The 15466-nt window shown below is 71.9% G+C and carries 13 protein-coding genes; 10 read left to right on the forward strand and 3 right to left on the reverse strand.

What is annotated here, in order from left to right; all coding sequences use genetic code 11:
- Window positions 1-32 precede the first annotated feature (32 nt).
- From ACFYM2_RS07010 to ACFYM2_RS07025, 4 genes are all read left to right on the forward strand, one after another.
- Window positions 33-1259 (forward strand): MFS transporter, encoded by a 1227-nt coding sequence (locus ACFYM2_RS07010; RefSeq protein WP_388460470.1) that lies wholly within the window; start codon window positions 33-35, stop codon window positions 1257-1259.
- 147 nt (window positions 1260-1406) lie between these two features.
- Window positions 1407-2156, forward strand: a complete 750-nt coding sequence (locus tag ACFYM2_RS07015; RefSeq protein WP_359001829.1) for a methyltransferase — start codon at window positions 1407-1409, stop codon at window positions 2154-2156.
- Window positions 2157-2267: 111 nt separating this feature from the next.
- Window positions 2268-3725 (forward strand): FAD-dependent oxidoreductase, encoded by a 1458-nt coding sequence (locus ACFYM2_RS07020; protein WP_350233433.1) that lies wholly within the window; start codon window positions 2268-2270, stop codon window positions 3723-3725.
- A 130-nt stretch (window positions 3726-3855) separates the two neighbouring features.
- On the forward strand, window positions 3856-4263 hold the full coding sequence (locus ACFYM2_RS07025; RefSeq protein ID WP_350233432.1) for a RidA family protein: 408 nt from the start codon (window positions 3856-3858) through the stop codon (window positions 4261-4263).
- 70 nt (window positions 4264-4333) lie between these two features.
- On the opposite strand, the gene ACFYM2_RS07030 is transcribed toward ACFYM2_RS07025, so the two are convergent.
- A complete protein-coding gene (locus tag ACFYM2_RS07030) occupies window positions 4334-4918 on the reverse strand; it encodes a flavoprotein (RefSeq protein ID WP_359001826.1) in 585 nt (194 codons plus the stop codon).
- Between the two features lie 222 nt (window positions 4919-5140).
- Here ACFYM2_RS07030 and ACFYM2_RS07035 point away from each other — a divergent pair, with 222 nt between their 5' ends.
- The 5 genes from ACFYM2_RS07035 (at window position 5141) to ACFYM2_RS07055 (ending at window position 12782) form a co-directional block, all read left to right on the forward strand.
- Window positions 5141-8428, forward strand: a complete 3288-nt coding sequence (locus tag ACFYM2_RS07035; RefSeq protein WP_388834021.1) for an amino acid adenylation domain-containing protein — start codon at window positions 5141-5143, stop codon at window positions 8426-8428.
- Window positions 8425-10065: a GMC family oxidoreductase N-terminal domain-containing protein gene (locus ACFYM2_RS07040; protein WP_359001822.1), complete on the forward strand. Its 1641-nt coding sequence runs from the start codon at window positions 8425-8427 to the stop codon at window positions 10063-10065. Before ACFYM2_RS07035 ends, ACFYM2_RS07040 begins: the two co-directional genes overlap by 4 nt.
- Before the next feature lie 2 nt (window positions 10066-10067).
- Entirely contained in the window at window positions 10068-10817 is a 750-nt protein-coding gene (locus ACFYM2_RS07045) for a thioesterase domain-containing protein (RefSeq protein ID WP_350233428.1), read from the forward strand.
- A gap of 4 nt (window positions 10818-10821) precedes the next feature.
- Window positions 10822-11964, forward strand: coding sequence for an acyl-CoA dehydrogenase family protein (locus ACFYM2_RS07050; RefSeq protein ID WP_359001820.1), 1143 nt, complete (start codon window positions 10822-10824; stop codon window positions 11962-11964).
- Window positions 11965-12179: 215 nt separating this feature from the next.
- Window positions 12180-12782 carry an XRE family transcriptional regulator gene (locus ACFYM2_RS07055; protein ID WP_350233426.1) on the forward strand — a complete coding sequence of 201 codons (603 nt, stop codon included), beginning with the start codon at window positions 12180-12182 and terminating at the stop codon, window positions 12780-12782.
- Window positions 12783-12830: 48 nt separating this feature from the next.
- Here the strand turns inward: ACFYM2_RS07055 and ACFYM2_RS07060 are convergent, their stop codons facing one another.
- A complete protein-coding gene (locus ACFYM2_RS07060) occupies window positions 12831-13823 on the reverse strand; it encodes an NAD(P)/FAD-dependent oxidoreductase (RefSeq protein WP_359001816.1) in 993 nt (330 codons plus the stop codon).
- A gap of 104 nt (window positions 13824-13927) precedes the next feature.
- Window positions 13928-14845, reverse strand: a complete 918-nt coding sequence (locus ACFYM2_RS07065; protein WP_359001907.1) for a LysR family transcriptional regulator — start codon at window positions 14843-14845, stop codon at window positions 13928-13930.
- A 134-nt stretch (window positions 14846-14979) separates the two neighbouring features.
- Between ACFYM2_RS07065 and ACFYM2_RS07070 the strand changes: the two genes are divergently transcribed.
- A complete protein-coding gene (locus ACFYM2_RS07070) occupies window positions 14980-15414 on the forward strand; it encodes a tautomerase family protein (RefSeq protein ID WP_359001814.1) in 435 nt (144 codons plus the stop codon).
- Window positions 15415-15466 lie beyond the last annotated feature (52 nt).

Consider the following 15466-nt stretch of genomic DNA (forward strand, 5'->3'; position numbering starts at 1 on the left):
ACGGCCACCGAGCGGACGGGAGGCGGCAGCCGATGAGTGCCCAGACCGAAACCCACGAGGCGGCCTCCCCGAAGGCGAGCAACCGGCTGCCCTTCGCGGTCTACCTGCTCGCGTTCAGCCTGTTCGCCATGGGCAGCGCCGAGTTCCTGCTCGCCGGTGTCCTGCCGGACATCGCCGACGACCTGCACATCTCGCTCTCCTCCGCCGGTTCGCTGATCTCCGCGTTCGCCATCGGCGTGGTCATCGGCGGCCCCCCGCTCGCCGTCCTGACCCTGCGCTGGCCCCGCCGGACCACGCTGGTGGTCTCGCAGGTCCTGTTCGCCCTGTTCGTGGCGGTCGGCCTGGTCGCCGACAACCTGACCGTGCTGATCATCACGCGCTTCCTGTGCGGTCTGGCCTACGCCGGATTCTGGGCGGTCGCCGCGGTCACCGCGATCGGTCTCGTCACCCCCGACCGCACCGCACGGGCCTCCGGCGTGGTGGTCAGCGGCCTCAGCATCGCCATGGTCGCCGGCGGCCCGGCCGGCGCGCTGCTCAGCCACTTCACCGGCTGGCGCGGCGGGTTCTGGGCGGTGGTCGCACTGACCGTGCTCGGCGCGCTCTCCACGGCCGTCGTCGTCCCCACCACCAAGGCGGTCCAGGAGCCCAGCGTCTCCCGCGAGCTGCGCACCATGCGCAAGCCGCAGCTGTGGGTGGTCTACGCGGCGACCCTGCTGAGCACCGCCGCGTACATGATCTCCTACAACTACCTGGCGGCCTTCCTGAAGGACATCACCCACGTCGGCTCCGTGTGGGTGCCCGCGATCCTCGTGCTCTTCGGCGTCGGTGCCTTCATCGGCCTGTCGGTGGGCGGCCGGATCGCCGACGGGCGGCCGCACCACGCGCTGCTCATCGGCGCCGGCGGCATCCTGGTCACCTCCGCGCTGCTCGCCGTCCTCGGCCACCATGTGGTCGCCGTCGTCATCCTGGTGTTGCTCCTGGGCGTCGCCGGGTTCGTGCTCAACCCCGCCATCTACGGGCGGGTGTTCACTGTGGCGGCCGACGCGCCGACGCTCGCGGGGGCCACCGCCGTCTCGATGTTCCAGCTCGGCATCAGCCTCGTGCCCGTCCTGGCGGGCGTGGCCATGGGAGCCGGAGCGAGTCTTGACGCCATCCCCTGGCTGGGCGCGGGCATCGCCGTCCTCACCATCCCCGTCGTCCTGGTCGAACGGACGATGGCCCGCGGCCGGGCGGGGAGCCCGGGAACCGTCGAGGTCTGACCTCGTCCTCCCGCTCCCGCTCCAGGTCCGCGCTCACGCACCATCGCGGGCGTGCACTCCTCGTACGCCGCGAGCAAACCGTCACAGGGAGCCGCAGGGCGATCCTCGCAGAGGATGTCCCGGCGGCTCCCCCTGAGGGAGGACCCCATGGACAACAAACTCGGTTACGAACTCGGCAACTGGGTGGTGTCGCAGATCCAGAGCCCGGACCGTCCCACGCAGACGGTCTTCACTCTGCTCGACCAGGAGTGGGAACTGCTCGACGACGTGTTTCCGCCCTACACCGACCCGGGCCCCGGCCTTTTCGCCTCCTGGGTGCCGTACGAGAAGGGCAGCCGCTTCCTGGAGATGGGCTGCGGCGCGGGCATCGCCGCGGTGCTCGCCGCCCAGAACGGCAGTGAGCGCGTGGTGGCCCTCGACATCAACCCGGCCGCCGCCGAGAACGCCCGCCGCAACGCGGTCAAGCACGGCGTGGCCGACCGGGTCACCGCGCTCGCCAGTGACCTGTTCGACGCCCTTGAGCCCACCGAGACCTTCGACCTCGTCTTCTGGAACACCCCGTTCATCGAGGCACCCGAGAGCCGGCCCTACGCCGACCAGATCGAGCGCGCGGTCTTCGACCCCGGATACGAGATGGTGCGCAGGTTCTTCCGCGACGTGGCGGGGCACCTGGCCCCCGGCGGCACGGTCTGCATCGGTACCAGCGAGGCCATGGGCAACAAGGACAAGCTGCTGCGGGCGGCCGCCGACGCCGGTTTCGAGGGCCACCGCTACCGCAGCGAGACCGCCGAACTGCCCGCGGCCGACTTCCCGCGGTCCCCGGTGGTCGCCGCCCACACCAACGAGCGCGGAATCGTGGACATGGACTTCACGATGTACACCTTCCAGCGCCGCTGATCCGCCTTCCCGGCCTGCGCCGGGACACCCCGTATCGAGTGATGAGCCCCAGGTCAGACGAGTTCGATTACAGGTGAGGGCGGCACGGCCGCCCCGGAAGATGGGAATGTCATGAGCGCCAACGGGAACGCGAACGGTGCCGGCTTCGACGTCGCCATTGTCGGCAATGGAGTCCTCGGGCTTTCGCTCGCATGGGTCCTCGCGCAGCGTGGACAGCGCGTCGCCGTGCTGGGCCAGCCGCACCGCCCCTGGGCCGGATCCACCGCGTCCGGAGCGATGCTCGGCTGTTTCGGTGAGGTCACCACCTCGCTGCTCGCCACCGAGCAGGGCCGCGCCAAGCTCGAACTGGGCATCCAGGCCAAGAACTTGTGGCCGCAGTGGCTCGCCGAGCTGGAGGCGGGCACCGAGGGTGCCCCGGTGAAGACGGCGAACGGCACGAGCGTCATCCTCAACACCATCGGCACGGCCGAGATCGACGACGCCAACTACAACGCCATCCGCGCCGAACTCACCCGCTACGACGAGCCCTTCGAGGACGTCGACGCCACCGACGTGGACTGGGTGGACGCCGAGCCGATCTCCCGGCCGCTGCGGGCCTTCCACATACCCGGCGAGCACGCCGTCAACTCCGCGGCCCTGCTGGAGCGCCTTGAGCAGGCGGCCGTCCGGGCCGGCGCCACCCTCGTCGCCGAGTTCGCCACCCGCGTCGTGCACCGGGGCGAACAGGTGACCGGCGTCGTCACCACCTCCGGGCAGACCATCAGCGCCGACCATGTGACCCTGGCCGCCGGCGCGCGCAGCCAGGAGCTCCTAGACAGCCTGCCCATCGGCTCCCGCGTCCCGCGCCTGGTCAGCGGTTACGGCGTCTCCTCCCTGGTCAAGACCCAGGACGGCACCATCCCCGACAGCGTCATCCGCACCCCCAACCGCTCCTTCGCCTGCGGCCTGCACGTCGTGCCGCGTGGCGACGGGCACGTCTACCTCGGCGCCACCAACGTCATCTCCGTGGAGCCGCGCGACACGGCCGAGATGCGAGACCTCGTCTTCCTGCTCCAGTGCGCCCACCGCCAGGTCCGCCGCAACCTCTGGAACAGCGACGTCGCCAAGGTGCAGGTCGGCAACCGCCCGGTGTCCATGGACGGTTCCCCGCTGCTCGGCCAGGGCGGCATGAAGGGCCTGTGGATCATGACCGGGACCTACCGCGACGGTCTGCACCTCTCCCCGCTCCTGGCCCAGGACTTCGCCGCCCGGATCCTGGGCGAGGAGCCGCTGGCCGACCTGGACCGCTTCACGCCGCTGCGCCAGCCCCTGCCCACGGGCACCCGCGAGGAGATCGTGGACGTCCTCATCGACCACCAGATGGGCATCGGCTACGAGCAGGACTGGACGATTCCCGTCGAGTGGCACCAGTGGATCGAGATGGACCTGCGCCCGGCGACCCTGGCCTGGGCCAACGAGCTCGACCCGGAGTTCACCCCGCCGGCCGAGCTGCTGTTCGCCTCCCGCTTCGACCCCGAGCTGGTCAGCCTGCTGCGCAAGTACTACGCGACCTGCCGCGAGAACAGCTGACCCCGCTCCCCCGCACCCCACACCCCTCCCACACGTCCCCTTCCGCACCCTCGCGCACCACACAGCGGCCGTGCGGGCAGGCAGGCCCAACCGCCCCTGCCCGCACGGCACTTCGAGAAAGGACAGTGCCATGGCAGTCGAGGCGATGGACCCGCCCGGCCTCCCCAAGCCCTACGGATGGCGGCAGCTGGCCGTCGGTACCGGCAGCCGGGTGATATTCCTCAGCGGCCAGACCCCCCGCACCGCCGACGGCGAGCCGGTCGGCATGGGCGATCTCGCGGCCCAGACCGAACAGGTCTACCTCAACATCGCCACCGGCCTCGAAGCCGCCGGCGCCACCTTCGACGACGTACTGCGTCTGACCGTGTACGTCGTGGACTGGTCGCTGGACAAGTGGGAGGCCATCACCGCCGGCGCCGAGCGCGCCGCCGCCAAGCTGGGCGCGGACGTCATCCGGCCCACCACCCTGGTCGGGGTCGCCACGCTGGCCGAACCCGACTTCCTCATCGAGGTCGAGGCGACCGCCATCGCCTCCTGAGCCACCGCGCACGACGAGAGGCCCCGCCGGTCCCGGCGGGGCCTCTCGTCATGTGCGGCCGGTGGGCCGATCAGCGCTGTTTGGCGAGGAGTTCGTCGATGACGGTGGCCACCGCGTCGGGCGCGGGCAGCCCCGGGTGGTGGCTCGCGGTGCCCGTGGTCGGGTCGAAACCGTCGTGCCACTCGGGCTCGTTCACGAGCCCGCCGTCCTCACGGATCCGCGCGATGTTGCGCTGCACGGCCGGCTTCTGCCACATCTTGGCGCCCATCACCGGGAAGTAGACGACGGGGTAGTCCACCGAGAGCGCCACCGTCATCACGCGGTTGGGAGCCGCGCCGCCGGCCGCGGCGGCGAGGGTGTGGGCGGTGGCCGGCAGGACCGCGAGGATGTCGTGGTCGCCGGCGAGCCGGGAGGGTTTGTCGGTCGGCCAGTGCGCGGGCGAGTCCCCGTACACCACGCGCTCGGCGAAGAGCGCGAGGCTGTCGGGCGAGACGAACGAGGCCGCGGTGTGCGTGAGGAGGACCGTGAACGTGCTGCCCGCGATCCTCCGGCGCATCGCCTCGATGTACGACGAAAGCCCGGTCACCGCGATGGAACCGGTGGCTCCGATGAGTATGCGTTTCCCGGTCTTCTCCGGGGAGTTTCGCTTTTCCATGCCCGATGATGTCGCCGCGCTCCTGCCCGTGGTCAATGCCCAACTCGCCTGTGTGGAGCGGGAGTCCAGCGCCGGTCCAGCGGCCGTCGAGTGCGGACCGAACCCTACGGTCGTCCCTACGGTCGGACCGTATTGAGACCGTTTGCCGCCCTGCCTAACCTCCGATTCCGTACGGGAATTCGAAAGCCCACCGGGGCATCTGATGAAAAGGGGCGGATCTCGATGGAGGATCTTTTCGCACAGCTGCGCGGCCAAGACGGCCACCCCCACCTGGACGACACCCGCCTGGACGACACCCGGCTGCCCGGCCTCAAGCCGCGGCCGGAGCACCGGCACGAGCCGTTCCCGCTCACGGACATCCAGCAGGCCTATCTGATCGGCCGCCACCGGGGACTCGAACTCGGCGGCATCTCCAGCCAGTACTACCTGGAGTTCGACTGTCCCGCTCTCGACGTGGACCGGCTGACCGCGGCCCTGCGCAAGGTCGTCGAGCGGCACGACGCACTGCGCACGGTGGCCGGGCCCGACCAGACCCAGCGCGTGCTCGCCGCGCACGAGGTGGACCCGTACGTCATCCGCACCGCCGATCTGCGGGGCCGCGCGAGCGAGGAGCGGGAGGCCGAACTCGCCCGCATCCGGGCGGAGTTGACGGAGCAGGTGCTGCCCGTGGACCGGGCGCCGCTGTTCGACATCCGCGCGAGCCTGCTCGACGGCGGCCGGATGCGTCTGCACCTCGCCGTGGACCTGCTCTTCCTCGACATGCGGGGCCTGTACCGGCTCCTCGGCGAGTGGCGCCGCCACTACGACGAGCCCTCCTGGGCTCCCGAGCCCCTTGAGCTGTCCTTCCGCGACTACGTGCTCGCGCAGGAGGAGCTGCGCGGCGACACCCTGGGCGAGGAGGCCGAGGAGTACTGGACCAGCCGGCTCGACACGCTGCCCCCCGCGCCCGAGCTGCCGCTCGCCGTGGCGCCCGAGCAGCTGGGCACCCCCCGTTTCGTACGGCACCGGGCGGTGCTCGCGCCGCAGCGCTGGGCGGCTCTGCGCGCGAGCGCCGAGCGGCACGGCCTCACCGCGTCGGGTGTGCTGCTCGCCGCGTACGCCGAGGTGGTGCGGACCTGGTCGCGGCGGCAGGAGTTCACCCTGACCGTCACCCAGTTCCACCGGCTCGGGCTGCATCCGCAACTCGACTCGGTCATGGGTGACTTCCTCGCGCCGAGCCTGCTGGCCGTCGGCGGCCGGCCCGATGAGACCTTCGAGGAGCGGGCGCGCGGCGTGCAGCGCCAGGCGCTCGAAGACCTGGCGCACTCCGCGCACGGCGGCATCCGGGTCCTGCGCGACCTGGCCCGGCGCAGGGAGGACAACCGTGCCTCGATGCCCGTGGTCTTCTCCAGCACGCTCGGCGCCGGCGCACCGGACGCGGGCCGCCTCGAGTCGTTCGGGGACCTGGTCCACGACCACAGCCGGACCCCGCAGGTGTGGCTGGAGAACCAGATCCTGGAGCTCGACGACCGGCTCAGCGTCAACTGGAACGCGGTGGAGGGCCTGTTCCCCGAGGGCACCCTTGAGGCCATGTTCGAGGCGTATGTGACGCTGCTCGACCGGCTGGTGGACGACGCCTCGGTGTGGGAGGCCACGCGCGGGATCGTGCCGCTGCCGAGCGCGCAGGCCAGTGAGCGGGAGCGGGCCAACGCCACCGCCCAGGACATCGAGCCGGCGCTGCTGCACGAGCTCGTCGCCGACGCGGCCGCGCGCCGCCCCGGCCACATCGCGGTCATCACCCCCGGCGCCGAGACCACCTACCGCGCGCTCACCGAGGACGCGCACCGTCTCGCGCACCGGCTCATCGAAGGTCCCGGCGCCGGTCCGAACGAGATCGTCGCCGTGTCGATGCGGCCGGGCGCCGCCCAGTTCTCGGCCCTGCTCGGCGTGCTGCACTCCGGCGCCGCCTATGTGGCCATCGACCCCGAACTGCCCGAGGAGCGGCGGCTGAAGCTGCTGGCCCGGTGCTCCGTGCGGGCCGTGATCACCGAGCAGGACCTGCGGGACAAGCTCAGCTGGCCGCAGGGGGTGAGCGTGCTCACCCTGGACGAGGAGGCCACGCGGAAGTGTTCCGCCGAACGGCCCGCGCGCCGGCAGGGCCACGACGATCTGGCCTACGTCATCTTCACCTCGGGCTCCACCGGCGAGCCCAAGGGCGTGATGATCACCCACCGCAGCGCCGCCAACACCGTGCAGGACATCAACCGGCGCTTCGATGTCGGTGAGGACGACCGGACGATGGCGCTCGCGCCGACCGGCTTCGACCTGTCCGTCTACGACCTCTTCGGCGTCCTGGGCGCCGGCGGCACCGTCGTGGTGCCCGACCCGGCGCGCGGCAACGACATCGCCCACTGGTCGCAGCTCATCGGCCGCTACGGCGTCACCATCTGGAACAGCGTGCCCGCGCCGATGCGCATGTGGATCGACTCGCTCGGCGAGGGCGGGGTGCCGCGCGGCTGCCGGCTGCGGCTCGCCCTGCTCAGCGGCGACTGGATCCCGGTGGACCTGCCGAACCGGATCCGCGAGAAGCTGCCCGCGATGCGGGTGATCAGTCTCGGCGGCGCGACCGAGGGCTCGATCTGGTCCATCCACCACCCGATCGGGCACGTGCCGCCCGAGTGGTCGAGCATCCCCTACGGCAAGCCGCTGGCCAACCAGACGATGCACGTGTTCAACCAGTGGCTCGAACCGTCCCCGGTCGGGGTCACCGGCGAGATCCACATCGGCGGTGTCGGCGTGGCCCAGGGCTACCTCGGCGACCCCGAGCGCACCGCCGAGCGCTTCCTCGTCCACCCGGTCACCGGGGAGCGCGTCTACCGCACCGGCGACCTCGGACGCTATCTGCCGGGCGGCGACATCGAGATCCTGGGCCGCGAGGACTTCCAGGTGAAGATCAACGGTTACCGGGTCGAGCTCGGCGAGATCGAGGCCGCGCTGCTGCGCCAGCCCGGGGTGCGCACCGCGCTCGTCACCGCCCCCGCCCACGCCCGCACCGGGCAGCGGCAGATCGCCGCCTATGTGGTGCCCGAGCCGGGCGCGGATCCGGACCCGGCCGTGCTGCGCGAGGCCCTGAGCGCCGTGCTGCCCGGCTACATGGTGCCCAGCCGGTTCCTGGCCCTGGACACCCTTCCCCTGACGACGAACGGCAAGATCGACCACAAGGCGCTGCCCGCGCCGTGGAACGAGACGTCGGACACCGCCTCCGCGCGGGTGGCGCCGCGCGACCGGGTGGAGGAGCGGCTGTTCGCGCTCTGGTCCCAGCAGCTGGGGCACGGCGACTTCGGGGTCGAGGAGGGATTCTTCGACATCGGGGGCGACTCCCTGCACGCGGTCGGTCTGCTGGCCCATCTGCGCGCCGAGTTCGGCATCGGGGCCGACATGGAGCAGGAGATGGTCGAGGGACTGTTCATGAACGCCTCGATCGAGTCGTTCGCCGAACTGATCGCGAGTGTCGAGGAGTCCGCCGCGTGAGTACCCACCATGACAACGCCGCCCCGGCCCGCGCATGGGAGTACGTGATCGTCGGCGCGGGCTCCGCCGGCGCCGTGACCGCGGCCCGGCTCGCCGCACGGGACTGCGGGGACGTCCTGCTCATCGAGGCCGGCGCGGACCAGCCGCGCCCCCGCGACCGCTCGCACCCGCTGGCCGACGCCGGGCGCCTCGTGCTGGCGGGTCACAACTGGGACTACCGCGCCAACCTGCGCACCAGCAGCCGCTGGGACGACCTGGTCGGGCAGGGCGCGGGCGCCGGGGAGGCGCCGGCCGGCCGGCCGGCCAACCGGGCCCTGTGGGAACGCTTCCCCTATCAGCTCGGCAAGGTCGTCGGCGGTGGCTCGGCGGTCAACGGCGCGATCGCCCTGCGCGGTCTGCCCCGTGACTTCGCCACCTGGGAGGCCGCCGGCAACCCCGATTGGTCCTGGGAGCGTGTCCTGCCCTTCTACAAGGACATCGAGAACGACGCCGACTTCCCCGGACGGCTGCACGGCGACAGCGGGCCGCTGCCGATCAGCCGCACCCCGCGCGGCGAGGTGCACGCGCTGGACGCGGCGTTCTGGGAGGAGTGCAACCGCCAGGGCGTCACCGACCTCCCCGACCTCAACGACGGCAGCGAGGCGGGCGTCGGCCCGATCCCCGGCAACGCCGTGGACGGGGAACGCATCGACGCGGCCACCGCCTTCCTGGACGGCGCCCGCAATCTGTCCAACCTCCATCTGCGCACCGGCGTCCGGGTCACCCGGGTGCTGTTCGAGCGGAACCGGGCCGTCGGCGTGGAGATCGAGGCCGACGGCGCGCTCACCGAGATCCGGGCCCGCCATGTCGTGCTCAGCGCCGGGGCCGTGGGCACCCCGGTCATCCTGCAACGCTCGGGCGTCGGCAGTGCCGCTCTGCTGCGGGCCCTGGACATCACGCCCGTGGCGGACCTGCCCGGGGTGGGCCGTGATCTGGTGGACCATCCCTCCGTCGTCATCTGGTCCAAGCCGGCCGACGGGGTGTGCACCCCGGGCCTGCCCTGGCGCCAGGTCGCGGCCAGGATGAGCAGCGGCTTCGACGACGACGTGGACATCCAGGTGGGGCTGCTCAACAACGTCGAGAGCCACACCATCCCGGGCTTCGCCGACCGGCTCGGCTGGCCGCTGGTCGTCGGCATGTCGGTGATGCTGATGCGCCCGCGCTCCCGTGGCCGGGTCTTCCTCGACAGCCGCGACCCGTACGCCTCCCCCGTCATCGAGCTGGGCATCGGCACCGACCCCGAGGACGTGGAGCGGCTGTGCCACGGGGTGCGCCGCACCTGGAACTTCCTGAGCTCGCCCGGTCTTTCGAGCCGGCTGACCAAGACGCAGTTCTGGAGCGACCGGATGGTCGCCAACGACGGGGTCGTACGCAGCGGGGTGCGCCACATCATGAACCCCGGCTGGCACGCGGCCGGTTCGTGCCGGATGGGCCGCGAGGACGATCCCTCGGCGGTCACCGACCAGGAGGGGCGGGTGTACGGCACCGAGAACCTGCGGATCGTCGACGCCTCGCTCTTCCCCGCGATCCCGAGCGCGCCCACCAATCTGACCACGTTGATGCTGGCCGAGAAGCTGGCCCGGAGCACGAAGGAGTGACGGTGCGACCCCAATCAAGGCCTCCGGTACGGCTCTACGGATTTCCGCACGCCGGGGCGACTTCCCTGGTCTACCGCGCCTGGCAGCCGCTGGGCGAGCCACATCTGCTGGTCAGGGGTGTGGACGCGCCGGGCCGTGGCACCCGCCGCCAAGAACGCGGGGCGGCCGGCTTCCAGGCTCTCGTACGGTGCATGGCCGAGCAGGTGGTGGCCGACCTGCTGACGGAGCGGGAGCGGGTGCCGGGTCTGCGCTGGGCGACCTTCGGGCACAGCTTCGGCTCGACCACGAGCCTCGCGGTGGCCGCGGAGGTCACCCGCCAGGTGGGTCTCGCGCCGGAGCGGGCCGTGCTCTCCGGGGCGGTGCCGCCCGCCCTCCAGCGGCCCGGCCCGCTCCTGGACTCGGTGTCCGACGAGGAACTGCTCGCCAGGACCGCCGCCGACGGCGGCACCCCCTCCGCCGTTCTCGCCAACCCCACGATGAGCCGGATGCTCCTTGGGATGCTCCGCGAGGACGACGCGGTCCGGGCCGAGTTCGCGCGGGAGGCCGGCGAGCTGCGGGTGGACTTCCCGCTCACCCTGATCGCGGCCCGGCAGGACGTCTACGCGCCGCCGGAGAAGGTCTGGCAGTGGGCCGCGCACAGCACGGCCGCCGTCCACCGGGTCGAGATCGACGGCGGTCACTTCGCCGCCGTGCAGCGGCCCAAGGACACGCTGGCCATCATCGTCGACGACATCGACCCCGGGCAGAGGTGACGGCATGGCACGCAGTCGGTACGAGGCCGAGCACGAGCAGTTCCGCGTGACCTGCCGGGAGTTCCTGACCCGGGAGGTGCTGCCCCACCACGCCCGCTGGGAGCGGGAGGGCATCGTGGACCGGGAGGTGTGGCGCAAGGCCGGCCGGGCGGGGCTCCTCGGCATCGGCGTGGACCCCGAGTACGGCGGGGGCGGCGAGAGCGACTACCGCTATCCGGCGGTGCTGTCGCAGGAGATCATGTGGGCCCGCGCGACGGCGCCCGGCTTCGTGGCGCACAACGACATCATCGCCACCTATCTGGATCAGCGGACCACCCCCGAGCAGCGCAAGAGGTGGCTGCCGGGGCTCTGTTCGGGCGAGCTGATCGCGGCGATCGCGATGAGCGAGCCCGACGCGGGCTCCAACGTCGCCGACATCCGCACCACGGCCGTCCGCGACGGCGACTGGTACGTCCTGAACGGGCAGAAGACGTTCATCACCAACGGCGAGAACTCCGATGTCATCGTGGTCGCCGCCAAAACCGCCCCCGAGCGTGGCGCGCAGGGCATCAGTCTGCTGGTGGTGGAGCGCGGCGCGCCGGGCTTCACCCGGGGCCGGCGCATGGAGAAGCTGGGCTGGCACGCCAGTGACACCTGCGAGCTGTTCTTCGACGACTGCCGGGTGCCGGCCGACAACCTGCTCGGCAAGGAGAACGCGGGACTTGCCTACATGATGGCCGCGCTCCCCCGGGAACGGCTGAGCATCGCCACCGTGGCGGTGGGCGCGGCCGAGCGGATGGTGACGGACACCCTTGAGTACGCCAAGACTCGCGAGGCCTTCGGCCAGACCATCGGCAGCTTCCAGCACACGCGCTTCCAACTGGCCACCATGGACACCGAGTTGACGATTGCTCAGGTGTTTCTCGATCACTGTGTGGCGGAACTCAACGCCGGGCGGCTCTCGGTGACGGACGCCGCGAAGGTGAAGTGGTGGACGACGGAGCTCCAGGTCGACATCGCCAACCGCTGTCTGCAAATTCACGGCGGCTACGGCTATCTGAAGGAGAGCCCCATCTCCCGGGAGTGGGCCAACAGCCGGGTGCAGACGATCTATGGCGGAACCACGGAGGTGATGAAGGAGCTGATCGGCCGCTCCCTGGGCCTGTGACCCCCGCCCCGCCGCACTGAGCCGTCCCCGCCGCGCCGAGCCACCCCGCGCGCTCGGGCCCCACCCCGGGGCGCCCGGGCCCCACCCCGGACGCCCGGTCCTCTCCCCCGCGGCGCCGAGCCGCAGCACGCCGTGCTGCGGCTCGGCGCCGCGCCTTCATCCCCAACTCGGCACCTATAGTTGCGATTTGAGGAACCACTCGGTCTAATGGCGACGTGGAGCAGTCACTGACGATCGCCCAGGCCCTGTCCGCCGTCGGCCCCCGGCTCAAGCGCGCGCGCACCGCTCGTGGTGTCACCCTCGCCGCACTGTCGGAGGCCACCGGAATCTCCAAGAGCACCCTGTCCCGCCTCGAAGGGGGGCAGCGCAGACCCAGCCTCGAACTGCTGCTGCCCATAGCCCAGGCCCACCGGGTCCCCCTGGACGAACTGGTGGGCGCGCCCGAGGTGGGCGATCCCCGCGTCCGGCTGAAGGCGCACGCCGTGAACGGCAACACGGTGCTTCCGCTGACCCGCCAGCCGGGCCCCTTGCAGAGCTACAAGATGGTCCTGCCGGCCAGCCGCGACACCCCTGAACTGTGCACGCACGAAGGGTATGAGTGGCTGTACGTGCTCTCGGGGCGGCTACGGCTGGTCCTGGCCGACCACGATCTGATCCTGGAGGCCGGCGAGGTGGCCGAGTTCGAGACCCGGCTGCCGCACTGGTTCGGCAGCGCAGGGGAGAGCCCGGTCGAGGTCCTGAGCCTCTTCGGCCGCCAGGGCGAGCGCATGCATGTGCGCGCGCACCCGGCACGGCCCGCGCCCGCCCCCGGCGGGTGAGCCGGGGGCGGGCGGCGGGCCCGTGTACCGGGGAGGCCGTCCGTGGGGTCAGGACGCGGGCACGGGCGTGTCGGACGCGCGGCCGGTGGCGGCGCGGTGCGCGGCGAGGTCGCGCTCGATCTCCTCGTCCACGAGGTCGTGGTTGAGGAAGAAGGCGGCCTGGGCGCCCATGCCGGCCGCCGTGACGGCCTGGGCGCGCGAGTCCACCACATTGCCCACGGCCCACAGACCGGGGCGGGTGGTGCGGCCGGCCGGGTCGGTCACCAGCCAGCCCTGCTCGTTGCGCTCGCAGCCGAGGCCGTCGAAGGCCCCGTCGTTCGGCGTCATGTTCGGGAAGAGGAACACCCCGCCGCACTCCAGCGTCCGCCCGTCGGCGAGTTCGACGGCGTACAGCCTGCCTTCCTTGCTCAGGAGCGTGGAGACCGGGCCCTCGACGACCTCGACCCCGCGCGCGTCCATGCGCTCGCGCTCCTCGTCGGTGAGCGGCCGGCTGTGCGGTACGTACACGATGTGCGGCGACCACTGGCGCAGCAGCAGCGCCTGGCCGGGGGAGGCGGGGTGCACTCCGAGCACGACGATCGGGCGGTCGCGGACCTCGTAGCCGTGGCAGTACGGGCAGAAGTGCACGTCGTCGCCCCACATCGCGCGTACACCCGGGATCTCGGGCAGCTCGTCGCGCAGGCCGGTGGCGAGCACGACGTGGCGGGCGTTCAGGCTCGCGCCGCCGTCGAGACGGACCACGTACCCCCCGCCGTCGCAAGCCTCCACCTGGTCCACCCGGCCCTCGATCCGGACCGCGCCGTAGCGCGCGATCTCCGTGCGGCCGATCTCGAGGACGGTGGACGGGGGGACGCCGTCACGGGAGAGGAAGCTGTGCATATGGGCCGAGGGAGCGTTGCGCGGCTCCCCCGCGTCGACGACGGCGACGGTGCGACGGGCCCGCGCGAGCACGAGCGCGGTGTTCAGCCCGCCCGCCCCGCCGCCTATCACGATCACGTCGTACGAGGTCCGGTCCTTGGTGTTGTTGTCTGCGCCGGTCACGGCGATCACCTCCGCCGCAAGGGTGGGGTGCGCCGCCCGCCGGGGCAATCTTTGTTGCCGTTTCAGGAAAACGGGAGGTCCGGTGCGCGCTTCGGCGGTGGATCTCACCCCTCGCGGCCGGACCCCGGGGCCGCCTCGCGGCGCAGCACCTCCATGACCTGCGCCAGGGCCGCCGGGCGCGGGCCCGGCAGGCGGGCCGCGACGACGCGGCGCTGTTCGGCGGGGCCCTGGCGGACCTCGATCAGGCGTACGCCCGGGGGGACCACGTCGGCCAGTTCCGGCGGCAGTGTGGTGATGCCGCAGCCCGCCGCCACCAGACGCAGTTTGGTCAGCCAGTCGCGGGCGGTGTGCGTGACGCGCGGGCGCCCGGGCAGACCGGGCCAGACACCCATCGTCGGCTCTGCCGGGTGGGAGGCGCCGACGATCCAGTCCTGGTCGGCCAGATCCTCCAGATCCACCGCCGCCCGGCCGCCCAGCGCCCCGTCCGCCGGCACCGCGAGCAGGAGCCGCGTCTCCAGCAGGGTCTCGCACTCCAAAGGGGGGCTCTGGTCGTCGAGGGGCCGGTAGGGCGGGCGGACCCCGAGGACGGCCAGGTCGATCGTGCGGGCCCGAAGTGCCCGTACCAGTGCGGGAGTTGCCGCCTCGCGGGTCGTGACGCGGATGGCGGGATGGGTGCGGCGCAGCGCGGCGAGCGTACGCGGCAGGATGAGGGCTCCGGCGCTCGGGAAGGCGCCGAGCCGTACGACGGCGCGCTCCGGCGCCAGGCCCTTCAGCTCGCGCTCGGCCGCCGCCAGCGCGTCAAGGGCGACCACCGCGTGCCGCAGCAGGGTCAGGCCGTGCGCCGTGAGGGTGACACCGCCCGGGCGCCGGTCGAAGAGCCGTACCCCCGAGGCGCGCTCCAGTGCGGCGACCTGCCGCGAGACGGCGGACTGGGTGTAACCGAGCGACGATGCGGCGGCGGTGAAGCTGCCGCGCTCGGCGATCTCCCGCAGGACCCGCAGGCCGGTCAGCGAAGGCTCCATGACGTTCACGCATACCCACCATGCCACAGTTTCGCTGGCCGCATGCCGGGGCGGCGCCTAGCGTGGTCCGTACGAGCCGCCCAACAGCGCGGCCCAGCACCCCACTTACTCCACCTACCACGAGGAACTTCGCCATGCCATTCGTCGAGATCTACCTGCGCAAGGGCAAGTCGCCGGACGTCCGCAGGGCGCTGTCCGAGGCGGTCCACGCGTCGATGCGGGAGGTGTTCGAGATCCCGGAGGACGACTACTTCCATGTCGTGCACGACATGGAGCCCCATGACCTGCGGCACCCGCCGGTCTTCTTCGGCCTGGAACGCGGCGCCGATGTCGTGTTCATCCGCATGACGTTCAACCACCGTCCCCCGGAGCAGAAGGCGGCCCTGTTCGAAGCCGTCGCCGATCGGATCATGGCCGGTACGGGGATGCGTCGCGAGGACATCTTGATGACCGTCCTGGAGACCGCGTCGGAGAACTGGTGGGTGTACGGCAGGACCGTCGATCCCGAGACCGGTTTCGACACCCGGATGAGCCCGGAGGCCATGGCGGCGGGCCGCGTCGACGCCTGAGGCCCAGCAACTCGGCGCGGGGCCCTGGTCGCGACAGGCGTTCACCTACCGG

Source organism: Streptomyces sp. NPDC006711, from assembly GCF_042869775.1.
GTDB lineage: Bacteria > Actinomycetota > Actinomycetes > Streptomycetales > Streptomycetaceae > Streptomyces.

Coding starts and splice junctions, on each gene's coding strand:
- ACFYM2_RS07065 (WP_359001907.1), bottom strand. CDS start 14,845: ATGGAGCCTTCGCTGACCGGCCTGCGGGTCCTGCGGGAGATCGCCGAG.
- ACFYM2_RS07050 (WP_359001820.1), top strand. CDS start 10,822: ATGGCACGCAGTCGGTACGAGGCCGAGCACGAGCAGTTCCGCGTGACC.
- ACFYM2_RS07070 (WP_359001814.1), top strand. CDS start 14,980: ATGCCATTCGTCGAGATCTACCTGCGCAAGGGCAAGTCGCCGGACGTC.
- ACFYM2_RS07035 (WP_388834021.1), top strand. CDS start 5,141: ATGGAGGATCTTTTCGCACAGCTGCGCGGCCAAGACGGCCACCCCCAC.
- ACFYM2_RS07010 (WP_388460470.1), top strand. CDS start 33: ATGAGTGCCCAGACCGAAACCCACGAGGCGGCCTCCCCGAAGGCGAGC.
- ACFYM2_RS07020 (WP_350233433.1), top strand. CDS start 2,268: ATGAGCGCCAACGGGAACGCGAACGGTGCCGGCTTCGACGTCGCCATT.
- ACFYM2_RS07030 (WP_359001826.1), bottom strand. CDS start 4,918: ATGGAAAAGCGAAACTCCCCGGAGAAGACCGGGAAACGCATACTCATC.
- ACFYM2_RS07025 (WP_350233432.1), top strand. CDS start 3,856: ATGGCAGTCGAGGCGATGGACCCGCCCGGCCTCCCCAAGCCCTACGGA.
- ACFYM2_RS07015 (WP_359001829.1), top strand. CDS start 1,407: ATGGACAACAAACTCGGTTACGAACTCGGCAACTGGGTGGTGTCGCAG.